The 12,469-nt window shown below is 45.0% G+C and carries 9 protein-coding genes; 7 read left to right on the top strand and 2 right to left on the bottom strand.

All coding sequences use genetic code 11. The features are described 5' to 3' along the window. Positions 1-34 precede the first annotated feature (34 nt). From R7P72_RS05065 to R7P72_RS05050, 4 genes are all read left to right on the top strand, one after another. On the top strand, positions 35-1,042 hold the full coding sequence (locus tag R7P72_RS05065; protein ID WP_005374731.1) for a LacI family DNA-binding transcriptional regulator: 1,008 nt from the start codon (positions 35-37) through the stop codon (positions 1,040-1,042). Between the two features lie 145 nt (positions 1,043-1,187). Further along, complete coding sequence (locus R7P72_RS05060; RefSeq protein ID WP_005374729.1) at positions 1,188-1,832, top strand: recombinase family protein; 645 nt, start codon at positions 1,188-1,190, stop codon at positions 1,830-1,832. Beyond that, positions 1,829-3,013, top strand: coding sequence for a multidrug effflux MFS transporter (locus R7P72_RS05055; RefSeq protein WP_005374727.1), 1,185 nt, complete (start codon positions 1,829-1,831; stop codon positions 3,011-3,013). Before R7P72_RS05060 ends, R7P72_RS05055 begins: the two co-directional genes overlap by 4 nt. A 77-nt stretch (positions 3,014-3,090) precedes the next feature. Further along, a complete protein-coding gene (locus tag R7P72_RS05050; RefSeq protein WP_005374725.1) occupies positions 3,091-3,735 on the top strand; it encodes an START domain-containing protein in 645 nt (214 codons plus the stop codon). Between the two features lie 80 nt (positions 3,736-3,815). On the opposite strand, the gene R7P72_RS05045 is transcribed toward R7P72_RS05050, so the two are convergent. Continuing rightward, entirely contained in the window at positions 3,816-5,570 is a 1,755-nt protein-coding gene (locus R7P72_RS05045; RefSeq protein WP_005374723.1) for a hypothetical protein, read from the bottom strand. A gap of 427 nt (positions 5,571-5,997) precedes the next feature. Here R7P72_RS05045 and R7P72_RS05040 point away from each other — a divergent pair, with 427 nt between their 5' ends. Both R7P72_RS05040 and R7P72_RS05035 read left to right on the top strand, forming a co-directional pair. After that, positions 5,998-6,951 carry a M23 family metallopeptidase gene (locus tag R7P72_RS05040; protein WP_005374721.1) on the top strand — a complete coding sequence of 318 codons (954 nt, stop codon included), beginning with the start codon at positions 5,998-6,000 and terminating at the stop codon, positions 6,949-6,951. Then, the gene (locus tag R7P72_RS05035; protein ID WP_080659230.1) at positions 6,855-7,307 is read left to right on the top strand and encodes a polymer-forming cytoskeletal protein; all 453 of its coding nucleotides are present in this window, start codon (positions 6,855-6,857) and stop codon (positions 7,305-7,307) included. Before R7P72_RS05040 ends, R7P72_RS05035 begins: the two co-directional genes overlap by 97 nt. 88 nt (positions 7,308-7,395) lie before the next feature. Here the strand turns inward: R7P72_RS05035 and R7P72_RS05030 are convergent, their stop codons facing one another. Then, the gene (locus R7P72_RS05030) at positions 7,396-10,146 is read right to left on the bottom strand and encodes a M16 family metallopeptidase (RefSeq protein WP_213906963.1); all 2,751 of its coding nucleotides are present in this window, start codon (positions 10,144-10,146) and stop codon (positions 7,396-7,398) included. Positions 10,147-10,510: 364 nt separating this feature from the next. Between R7P72_RS05030 and R7P72_RS05025 the strand changes: the two genes are divergently transcribed. Beyond that, the gene (locus tag R7P72_RS05025) at positions 10,511-12,397 is read left to right on the top strand and encodes a methyl-accepting chemotaxis protein (RefSeq protein ID WP_005374718.1); all 1,887 of its coding nucleotides are present in this window, start codon (positions 10,511-10,513) and stop codon (positions 12,395-12,397) included. Positions 12,398-12,469 lie beyond the last annotated feature (72 nt).

Here is a 12,469-nt window from a genome sequence, read left to right as displayed (position 1 = left end):
TATGACCTCAATTACTGGCAACTAAGTTTTATTCATGAAATCAATTAAACACGTAGTCACATCAAAAGATGTGGCAAAGATGGCAGGCGTCTCTCAATCTACTGTATCGCGCGTGTTTGTTCCGGGTAGCTCAGTATCCGAAAAGACCAAGCAAAAAGTCTTTGAAGCGGCTAAAGCCCTTAACTACCGCCCTAACGCCTTTGCACGTAGCCTGACCACAAACGAATCGAAATTGATAGGTTTGGTGTTTCCTGATGCGGATTATCCTATCCATATGAAAACACTGCAATTAATTTCCAGTGAGTTACAGAAAAAAGGTTATTCTGCCGTATTGATTCCATGGCAAGTGGATGAAGAAGAGGGCCACTCAATCCCAAATATCTTCCAGTATCGCGTCGATGGTGTCATTGCTGCTTCCGCAACCTTCAATAAGTCCCTTTATGAAGAATGTGAAGAGTTTAATATCCCAATTGTTCAATACGCACGAGTTGTTGAAGGTACTAGGAGTAGCTACGTTATCAGTGACAACTACGAAGCAGGCCAACAAGCCGCGCAACTTCTGCACAAAAGTGGCGTGAAGAACGCGGTTTATTTGACGGGAGAAGTGCCAACCTTTACGAATGACGAACGCCAAAGCGGCTTCTGCTCTGAATTTGAAGACCTAACCGGCAAGACGCCACGCATCATTGAAGCCAGCTATGACTACGCGAGCTCACTTGATAAAGTCCGTGCCATACTGGCAGACAAAAATCGGCCTGAAGCGGTGTTCTGTGCAACCGATAACCTTGCTATGGCGGTCATGGATATCGCCCGTATAGAATGCGGGTTGAGCATTCCTCAGGACTTACAAGTCATTGGCTTTGATAATATTCCTCAGACAGAATGGTTGAGCTATCAACTAACCACATTCCGCCAGGATTTCCGTCGCCTCGCTCGCGAGTGCGTGAAGATCATTGTTGATCAAATTAATACGAAAAACGGCAGCCTAGTAAAAATGATGGTGCCAGTGAAGTTAATCGAGCGACAGACAACAAAAGCTTAAATAGCTATAGCCAGCCATTCGGTTGGCTTTTTTATGTGCCTCTGACTCCCAAACGGCTCATTTAGTGTTGTCAGTATTAATGAACCCATGTATATTTGTGAGCCATTACACTATATGAACCAAACAAAAAAGGCTCATAATCCTTATGACCACGTATCTTTACACTCGTTATTCGCCAAAAAATCGAGCTTACCAAGAGCACCTTAATACTCTAAAAGCTTTTGCACCCGAAGCTCAGCATTTTGAGGATAAGGTTCGTGGTTGCATGCCTCCAACCGAGAGAGAGGCATTCTTACGACTGCTCGATTCCGTCAGAGCTGGGGATACGATTGTGCTCTGGTGGCTGACCGCATTTGGTCGCGACTTTAGTCAAGCATTGAACACGATAAAAATGCTACTCGATAAAGGGGTAACATTGAAAACCGTATGTGAATCACTAACTTTTGAGCCAGGTTCTGTTCAAACTCAAACACTACTCACAGTGTTATCTGGATATGGGAAAGTGCAGACTGAACATCGCCTGTTTGCCGCAGAGCAAGGGCGACAGGCCATTAAAGAGCAGCCAGAATTATGGAAACAGAAGTTTCGCGGCCGCCCCGCAAACAAAACCAAACACCAACAGATCGCAACGTTACTGCTAGAAGGCTACACATTGCAAAACGTAGCAGAGCAATGCGAAGTCAGTCTATCGACTGTGAAGCGGGTCAAAGCAAAGCTAAATGAAGTGGATGACGAAGGCGGCTTAAGATCACGACGCCAAAAAGGTTGTTTGAATGGAGACCAGTCATGAGTCGCCCAATCAACTTTCATACTATACTACTCGCCTGTCTTATTATTAGCGTTGGCCAGTTGAGCATGGGGCTAGTCATGCCCTCTTTGCCATGGATAGCAAAAGACTTTTCCATCTCCCTCGACCAAGCTCAACTACTTGTGAGTATTTATTTGCTCGGCTTTGGCCCCTCTCAATTTATCTACGGGCCAGTGTCAGATGCTTTAGGACGAAAAAGAGTATTACTTACCGGTTTACTCATCGCGATGTCTGGTCTGCTGATGATTATTTTCTTCAGTGACACATTTACAGGGATGGTGATGGGGCGCTTTTTACAAGGGTTAGGTACAGGATGCTGCGCGGTACTCGCGAGGGCGTCGACTCGAGATAGATTTAGCGGGGATGAACTCCCAGTGGCAATGTCTTACATCGCCATGGCGGCTTCAATCACGCCACTTATTGCACCTGTGATTGGCGGCTTTATCAACTTCCACTTCGGTTGGAGTATGGTGTTTATTTCTCTGTTGGGCTATGTCTCGCTGGCCTGGGTAATCATCGCCTTTAAGTTCACAGAAACCATCGCAAAACGTTCTGTCATTCCGTCACCCCGAAAAATGTTACTCCAATACAAGAGCTTACTTACGTCTCGTTACTTTATGAGTTTCGCCAGTATCAGTTGGTTAAACTTCAGCTTAATGATTACGACAGTCTCTGTGATGCCATTTATCATGCAAGATCAAATTGGCATGACCTCCGCTCAATACGCGATGTGGGCGCTCATTCCCGCTTTGGGTATGTTATGTGGTACCACGATTTGTAACCGAGTAAGGCCAATTATTGGCAATAAAAAAATGCTGCTTTGCACCCCATTTCTTCACCTTACTGCCGCAATATGGCTATTTTTCTGTCCCGTTGAGCCTCTATTTCTGATGCTAGGACAGCTATTAATGATCTTGGGTAATGGTATTGCCCTACCTTGTGCACAAGCGATGGTAATGCAACCTTATAAAAAGCAAGCAGGTGCCGCAGCGGCAATGTCTGGTGGTGGACAAATGGTCGTCTCCTCATTGGTCAGCTTAACTCTGGTGCAGCTTGGATTGAGTCAAGCATGGCATCTAGCGATCGTTATCGTAATATTTGCATCGCTTACCTTCACCAACATTCAACGTGGCTTCAGTGCAGAGCAACCTTCAGAACGATAACAAAAAACATACTATTGTCCTTATAGTTACGACAAATCGTATAAACTTAAATTTAGGAAAAGTTGGCGGATACTAACATGATGTTGCATTTAAGAATGGGCGCCTTAACACTCGCCACATTGATATCCGCTGGCACTGATGCGAGCGCCAACGAGAACTGGCAGTTCGAGAGTGACAAGAATGGAATCACAATTTACTCCCGAGAACATAGTGACGGTTTAGTTGAGATCCGTGCCCGGATGTTCACACCCACCAGCTATGGTGCATTTTTAACGCTACTGGAAGACAGTGACAATATCCCGAACTGGATTGACAATGCCAGTCATAGCCGGGTTTTAAATCAGATATCGGCCACCGAGAACATCGTTTACACCCAGTTTAAAGCACCATGGCCTGCCAAAAATCGGGATATGGTCACCTACTCAAAGTACTGGGTCGATGAGCTGGGATTCACGATAGAAATCAAAAGCGCACCTGACTCATATCTTGCTGAACAAAATGGTTATGTTCGAATTCGCTCGGTTGATGCGACTTGGGAGTTACAAAAACTCACAAACGATACAACACTCGTGGAATACAAGGCGTTTGCTGAACCCGGAGGTCTATTGCCAAACTGGCTGATCAACAAACTCTCAAAAGAAAGTGCATGGGCGACATTTAGTAATTTAAGAAAAGAGTTACCTGAATATCAGCAATACTCTCATCCTCAAATAGATGAGTAAGCGTCGCTCTTCCCACTCGCTTTTTAATACGGTACATAATAACAAAAGGCGGCATATGCCGCCTTTTTCTACTCAATGTGTTACTGTTGTGCAACCGTTACAGGTTTAGTTGCACCACGGTAATCAAACTCAAAACCAATACCTTGGTCTGTCACGTCCATCGTCATACCACCAACAAGCTCGCCTTGTAAGCTTTTGACAACATCATCCGGAACCGGCTCCCCAGTGATTGACGACGCACTCTCTAGCACTTCCAAAATACGCTCTGAATCAAAATCAAAGCTGAACAAGCCATTTGGAGAAAGTGATTGCGCCATCACTTCTTTGCTTGCTTCCGCAGCACTATCACCACTGTAAAGGGTGAAATGGTTTTCGTTTAGACGAGCAAACACGTCCACCTTCATGCCAGTATGCATCTCTAATAGCTCACTGACATTAACAGGTTGGTTATCCGGTTGAATTTGCAATTGAGCAAGTTCAGGAACGAACATTTGCGCAGTTTGAATAAGCATCATTGGATCATTGGCAGAAAGAGACAACATACCATCTAGCTGGCTAAATACTTCACCATGCTGAGCATTAGTATCTACTTTGATATCAAACATTTGCAGGCTTAACCCTTTAAGGCCGTTAACCATGCCTGACCCCATGCTTACAGCGGCTGCTGGATTCTGGCCGCCCATCTCTTGCTGCATTTGTGTCAATAAAGAGCATTGGTATTGAGGCTGAGTCAAGTCAGCCCAGATCTGACCAATCGATGGCGCTAGCGTATTGATGTCTAAACCAAGCGCCATACTAAAGAAACTCTTATCACTTTTAGACTCTGCCAATACACCACGAATCGACTTGAGCGCATCTAGAATCACTTTATTGTTGGACTCAACAACAAAAGAACCTTTAATGAACGCCTGATCGCCTTTCATCTTGTATTCTGCAAACGCGACGGACTGAGGCCAGTTTTCTGCAACTTGAGTAAGCTCAGTATGGCAGGCTGGTGAACGCATTTCCTCAATAGTTGGTTCAGGATCTATTGCATCCAACGTGCTGATTTGACGAGCAAACATATTGCCATCTTTCGTCGTCAAACCTTTAATCACTTCGCGATGATCAAAGTAACCAAAAGAGTTGTTGTTTTCACCGTATTTGGCTTGCAACGCCTCAAGACGTCCACTCTCAGCAATATTTTGACTTGGTGCTTCAAGCCCTAATGCCATTTTAATCGGGTTTTGAACGCCCAGTTGCGGAACATCAACCGTTAACGTAAGCACGTTATCAACCACGGCTACAACCAAGCCAATACCGTCCTGCGGGTCAATTGAATCAGTCATCTCGTAACGACGATACTCGACTTCACCAAGCTTAACCAACTCATGCTTAGCGCCGCTCATCTGCTCTTCATGATCCAGTGTTTTCCATAACGCGGCAGGGTCTTCAATATCCACTTTGTACACCGGTACCATACCAATTGTGTACAACACAGGATTAATGTTTTCCCCGGTGCCCAAATAAGCTTTTAATGTTTCTGGCGACGCAGCACTCTCTAGGTATCCATCGAATAAATTAACTGCAAACTGCTGTTGTGGAGACAGTGGTTCATCGGCAAAAAGTTCTGCAATCGAGCCTTGGTTCGCCGTACCGAATGCGTTCATGTATTTATAATGGTTAAAAGGTTCAGTCTGATACGTCACCATAAGTGAATCTGCAGGAACTTGCGTTAACAGTGAGCCTGCATCACTCGCGGTAGTATTGTTTTGGTACAGGTAGCCAGCGCCCCCTGCTGCTGCGACCACTGCTGTAGCCAATAGTAGTTTTTTCACGACCAACTCCGTTGTCATAGTTATGTGTTCCTAAACGAAATGTAACGCTTAGGTTTAAAGCCAATGAATAGTGCTTTATATCAACCGCTATCATAAACAAGTTATCGATGTAATGAATGTCGGTTTGATAAATTATCCAACATTTATAAGGCAAACCGTGAAGTAAGTTGAATTGCGTGCGGATGCTATTGGCAATATTCACAATCCAATTTCTCGGATAACCGCCTTAAAAATCATAATATTCAGTTAAATGAAGCGATTTGGAGTAATTACGACCAAAATCAGCAGAATATTAAATCTTTATTGAGTCTTTTATCTAATATCTGAAAACGCCTCACGACCTGACACTTCTTTCCAATTTGCCTCTGGCAGTCCCTACTCGTTTTCCTTACATTCCTACTAACTCAGTGACGAGACGTATACCAAATACGAGCAATAGAAGACGATGAAAGACCAGTTGACGATCTCTATATCAACTATCAATGGCTCAAGACATTGGTACTTCAGTAAAAGGATGCAACGCAACATAAAAACGTTTTTCGTTTTTTTTGTTGTTGCTCTGGCCGCGACCGTAATCTTAATTCATCACTTGTACACTCGCGTTGATAATGCAGCGTTAAAACAAGCTGAATTGACAGAGCATTCACGCACCATGGGTGAAGAGCTCAGCACACTGAAAACACTTAAATCAGAGCTAGAAAATGACCTTTCAGAACGGGAAGAACGGGTACAACTTGTTTCGGAACGTTTGGGTGAATTAGAGAAAGTGCTTGGGGTTGGAGAACATACCTCGACAAATAACTTGGATGCTAGGCTCGATGCAGCGGCGATAACCTCAAACGTTCGCATGGTGTTATTAAACCAAATACCAAGTGGCTCTCCAGTCGGCAACGTACGGCTATCTTCCGGATTCGGTAAGCGTATCCATCCGGTGACAAAAGTTGCCAAAATGCATCGTGGGCTCGATTTTGCCGTAAATATCGGTACCAAAATTTATGCCCCTGCCGATGGGGTAGTGGAAGTTACCCGCCGCAGTAATAAAGGCTCTGGTAACTTCCTCAGGCTACAACATTCTTTCGGTTTTTCGAGTTCTTATTCGCACTTGAAAGCGTTCAAAGTAAAAAGTGGTCAGTTCGTCAAAAAAGGGCAGCTGATTGCAATTTCCGGCAACAGTGGGCTCTCTTCTGGCCCTCACCTGCATTACGAGGTGCGATTTGTTGGGCGAGCACTGAATCCGAAACCATTTGTCGATTGGAGCCTTAATGATTTCGAAGACATTTTTACTAAGGAGCGAAGAATACGATGGGAATCTTTAATCAAAACAGTGGAACAACGAGTAGCTCAGCAGCTTCAACTCTCATCGCCAAAGGCTGTTCTCTTAGCGGAGAACTCAAAGTAGAAAACGATGTCCAGATTGATGGCATCGTCGATGGTCAAATTAACGTGGAAGGCACTCTCGTTGTCGCAGAAAGCGGGCGAGTAAACGGTGAAATCTACGCTAAACAGCTGATCATTAACGGCATGATGGACGGAAACTGTCACGCAGAACACATTCAAGTGCTTGCCAAGGGACGCGTAAGCGGTAGGATCTGGAGCAATAACCTCAGCATTGAACCTGGTGGCAAATTCTTTGGTGAAGCAGCCGAATTACCTGAAAAGGAAGTGGTAACGTTAAAGGGTAAGGCTCAAGACAGTGCGAACACAAAAGAAAACAACACCAACAATGAAAAGCGACTTGCGCGTAAATCAGCATAAAACGCTCTGATTAAAGTGCTTAAAAAAGACGGCTTTCACGCCGTCTTTTTTATTACTATTGCCACGATTTTCGTCAGAAACTACGTGATTATTCGGCCGGATTTAAAACCATCACCGAGCGTTTTGCTTGTGGACCAAAAGCTGATTTTGCATGCGCTTTCACTTCATCTAACGTCACACTCTTAGCCACTTTCTCAACGTCAAGCAACACATCGACGCCGTAATCATGCACCAAATAACGAGTATATGCCCATGATCTCTGTGCTGGGTTGTCATCCAATCCTTGCATCGCGACTGCCAGTTGTTTCGCGGCCGTATCCACTTCTTTTTGGGTAATATTTGACGCTAAACCATCAAACACTTTGCCCAGTTTACTCTCTAAAAGTGCCACGTCTTCGGGCTCAACTTGAGACTCCAAGAGCCAATCAGAGATGGGTTCGCGATCTTGTGTCATGGTGTAAATGCTCGGGCTGTAATCAAGGCTAGACTCTTCTCGCACAATATCCAAAACACGTGCATTACTAATACGTTGCAAAATATCTTCGATAACCGTGTCTCTTGCCGTACGTTGGTAATCGCTCGTATTAGTCAAACGCATTACATACAACGATGAAGGTTCATGCCCATCCGCAACCACAGTTCGCTCCGGCACTTCCGGGTTAAACGCAACGTGATAATCAATCGAACGACTCGGTTTCATTTCGATAGAGGCCACATACTTACGCAAAAGTGGTGTAATTTCTTCCGGCTCTACGTTTGCAACAATAACCATCTTAAAACCATCATTGGTTTTGAAAAGTTGCTCATGCACCGCTAGTATCTGCTCGGAAGTCACTTGTTCAACATCATCACTGGACACTATACGATGACGACTACCCGGCAAATAAGAATTGCCGTTTGCTTTTTGAATCAGTTTTCCCATCGGTGATTCAAAAAAAGCGCCGCTCTGCTGTTTAAACTCTTGCTTCGCTGCCGCCATCTGGCGCTCGTCGACTTTAATCTCCGTCGCTAGGTTGTATAGTCCATTCAAAGCATCAGTTAGGTGCGTATTTGGCGCCGTAATTTGCGCTCCGTGACTGGTCGCATCAAGCATCGCGCCAAGCGCAATGTTGTTTTTGCGTAAGTAGCTATCTAGCTCTGAACCAGAAAATGCCCCTAACCCACTGCGTATTGCCGTTGTTGCTGCGATTTCATAAGCGGCATACAACGTCGGATCAACAGCGGCTTTACCACCTTGGCTCGCATAGTAAATATACGCTCGACCACCCGCTTTAGTATCTTTTTGGAACCACACTTCGACACCGTTTGATAGCGTATAGACTTGAAAACCACCCGCTTCCTGACGCATGCTCGTGATGCTGCCTTCCTGGGTAGGCTTTAAGAATCCATCCACTTTGTCATACATCTCTAGCGGTTTTTCGCCAGTTTGAAGATAGGCACTGTTTAGAGCGGCAAATACACCGTTGAACTGCTCTGACGTTTCGCTTTTCCCCAAACCAATAAAAAAGCTTGGCTGCTGAGATAATAAAGCCGTAAATTGTGTGTTAATGCTCTCTAAATTCTCGTTGTTGATGAATTCTGCCAAACTCTGGGCATAATTCTCTTTTGATTGGCTGACACTGTCTTGTCCAATTTGAAAAACACGTGCTTCTGCGTAACTGTTTGGCTTACGCTGACTCCAATCTGAATCAATATTTGCAAGTTCACCTTGCCAATTTGACATAACGCTATCTAACTCGGATTGAGTCGCACCATAATCTCTCAACGACGCTAAGGTACGAATGAAAGTCTGGTGCATTTGTTCGCGGCGATCTGGTGCAAACGAAATCCCTGCCGACATCATACGCTGATAGTTAGAGTAATAGGGCTCTGCATAAGCGTATTGAAAAGGTTCAGCGGCATCACTGAGTACACGGATCAAACGCTGTTGAATGAGTTGTGTTGCGACTTCATCACGCCACACTTCATGTTGTTGCTCAATCGTCGTGCCGCCACTTAGACCACGCTCAATCACTAAATGAAGACTTGGTGATTCCATCGTGTTACTTGGCAAGATTCTGTTTTCGTTGTTCACTCGAATATCACGGCGCTTCTCTATTACCGTATCCGAGGTACTTTCCCAGTTCGAGAACTTGCTTTTGATAATCTTGGACAGTGAATCTACGTCGATATTACCAGTCACAATCAACTCGGCATTTTGTGGCTGGTACCATTTGTCGTAAAACGCCTTTAACTTACTTGAGGAAGCATTTTGAATCGCTTCGCGAGTACCAATTGGGTCATGCTCACCATATATAGTGCCTTCAATCGAGGCTTGGTAAGCATGCATAGAAAAGGACTTATCATCCGGATTAGCACGTCGCCATTCACCGAGAATCACCCCTTTTTCTTTCTCTACTTGCTCAGGAGCAAACTCAAGCCCGTTACCGATATCTCTCATCCACTTCAGGGCATCTTCTAGCTTCGTATTATTCGCAAGGTCAAGTTGGTAAGACGTTTGCTGATAACTGGTAAAAGCGTTGATATCAGCGCCAAAGCTACCACCAGATTGCTCGAAAAGTTTGACAACGTCGTTACCGGTAAAATGCTCACTACCATTAAACGCCATATGCTCAACAAAGTGAGCGTAACCCTTTTGAGAGGATGTTTCTTGGAATGAGCCGATATTCATCACCAAACGGACCGAGACTTCTTGGTCTTCTGTTGGATAAAGATGGTATTTCATACCGTTCGATAACTGGTCCACGTGCCAGTTGGCGTCAGGTTGAATCGGCGTCGACTGTTGTATCAGAGCACACCCTGACACTAATAACGCGGGGACTAACAATATACTGCGCATAACGATTGCCCATAACAATGATTAAGCTAATCAATATATATCCGGTGCTATAACCTTCACATTTTTAATGGATTATCAAATACGCAAATGTGATAAAGATCACCATTTATTGAAATGAATTCTCATTTACAAAAATCGACAAATCCTTACTTTACAAATACATAAATAATATCGTCCCAAATCCTTTTGCTTATTTGATGTAAAACTCAAATTCGCGACATGGAGTCAGTATTTATTTTGAGCAATAAAATATAATTATTGAACAGATTCGAATCTGACTTTCTGCTGCATATTCAACAGCGCAGAGAGCACTGATGAGAATAAAAACACAACAACTATTATTCAAAGATCTATTATTCGCTTTATGTTCAAAAATCTATCATTAAAAAACAAACTGGCAATCTCTGCCAGTGCCGCCATCATTCTAGGGGGAGTGCTGGTAGAGGGGCTGTCTTTTCGAGATTCATTAAATAGGCTCGATGTCGAAGTCGCACAGCGACTAGAAAGCACTAGCGCATCTTACAATCAATACGTAAAGGACTGGCTACTCTCTAAAGAGCGCGCACTGACTTCACTCTCTTCTGATTCAGAGAAACGTTCTCTGGTTACACATTTGAAACAAGTCCGAGACTCTGGCGCGTTCGATAACGTTTTCCTCGCTTACCCGGACGGGTCACAAGACAACGCTAATGGGGTGGTTTTGCCACCAGGTAATAACGATCCTCGCAAGTGGGGCTGGTACACCAACGCCATTGCCAATCCATCGAAAGTCTTTATGGATAATCCGACCGTTGCTGCTGCAACTGGTGCGAATGTGGTGTCGCTCGGTAAAGCCCTGCAATTGCATGGTCAAACCGTCGTTCTGGGTGCTGACGTAGAGATCGGTGATATCCTGAACAGCCTCAACCAAGTGATCCTACCGGGTGAAGGTTATATGTTTATTGCCAATGAACAGGGCAATATTTTCACTCATAACAACGGTAAACTGCTGAATCAACCGGTTAGCAAGCTAGGCCTCAACAACAACGACATTACGTCAGCCGCACGTTCAGGTACAGAACGTCGCGTCTCTATTAACGACATCGAATATGTGATTTACGCGCGCCACATAGAGGGTACCAAACTCACAACGGTCACAGTGTTAGATCAAAACTCGTTGGTTGCCCCACTTTACGATGCAGTTTGGGATCAAATCATCGCAACCACTATCGTCGTCGTTATCTGTGTGGCTTTGTTTAACCTGCTATGTAACATCTTGTTCCGTCCGCTCTACAATGTTTCGAATGCGCTTGCGCAAATCGCCAACGGTAGCGGCGATCTGACTCAACGCATCAAAGTAGAAAACCGTGACGAAGTTGGTGAACTGGCTGAAAACTTCAACCAGTTTGTTGAAAGTTTACAGCAGCTTATTGGTCATATTCGTCACCAAGCGGAAGAACTAAGCCAGCAATCAGAACTGAGCACGACTCGCGCGAATCAGTCGGTTTCTGATCTGAACCATCAGCAACAAGAAATCACTATGGTGGCGACCGCTGTGACCGAAATGGCATCGGCAACGCAAGAGATTGCCGCACATGCAGAGCAGACGGCTAAAGCCGCTCAAGACTCTTCAGCAAGCACACAAAATGGTCATGAGTTGGTGATCAACTCCAAATCGTCCATCAATAATTTGTCTTCTGAAGTCAACCAAGCGAGCGTTGTCATCGGTGAGCTCAACCAGCACGCGCAAGACATCTCAACCGTGCTATCAACGATTCGAGACATCGCAGAGCAAACCAACTTACTGGCTCTGAATGCGGCGATTGAAGCGGCGCGTGCAGGTGAACAAGGTCGCGGTTTTGCCGTTGTTGCAGACGAGGTTCGCGTGCTATCACAACGCACACACACCTCAACCGAAGAAATTCGCTCGACGATCGAGACCTTGCAGCAAACCACACAACGCGCTGTGACTATCATGGATACAAGCTCTCAGCTCGCGCAAGGTTCGGTGGAAGATGCTGATCGCGCAGCACTGGCTCTGGATGAAATCAACGCGGCCGTTGCGCTGATCAGCGATATGGCAACGCAAATTGCGACAGCCGCCGAAGAGCAAACGCACGTAACCAATGAAATCACGCAAAACGTCACGTCCATTAAAGATGTGACCGATCACTTGGTAGTTGGTGCCGAAGAATCGATGAATCAATCTGCTGAGCTGAAATCGCAAGCTGAGGATCTCAACTCGAAAGTGGCAACGTTTAAACTGGCTTAAACGCCACATTAAGGACGCTCTTAAAAACAACAAACCCCGCTAGCGACTTTGTTACTAGCGGGGTTTGTTTTT

The sequence above is a fragment of the Vibrio sp. Vb0888 genome, assembly GCF_033338835.1.
Lineage (GTDB): Bacteria > Pseudomonadota > Gammaproteobacteria > Enterobacterales > Vibrionaceae > Vibrio > Vibrio alginolyticus.
This window is presented reverse-complemented; position numbering and strand designations above follow the sequence as displayed.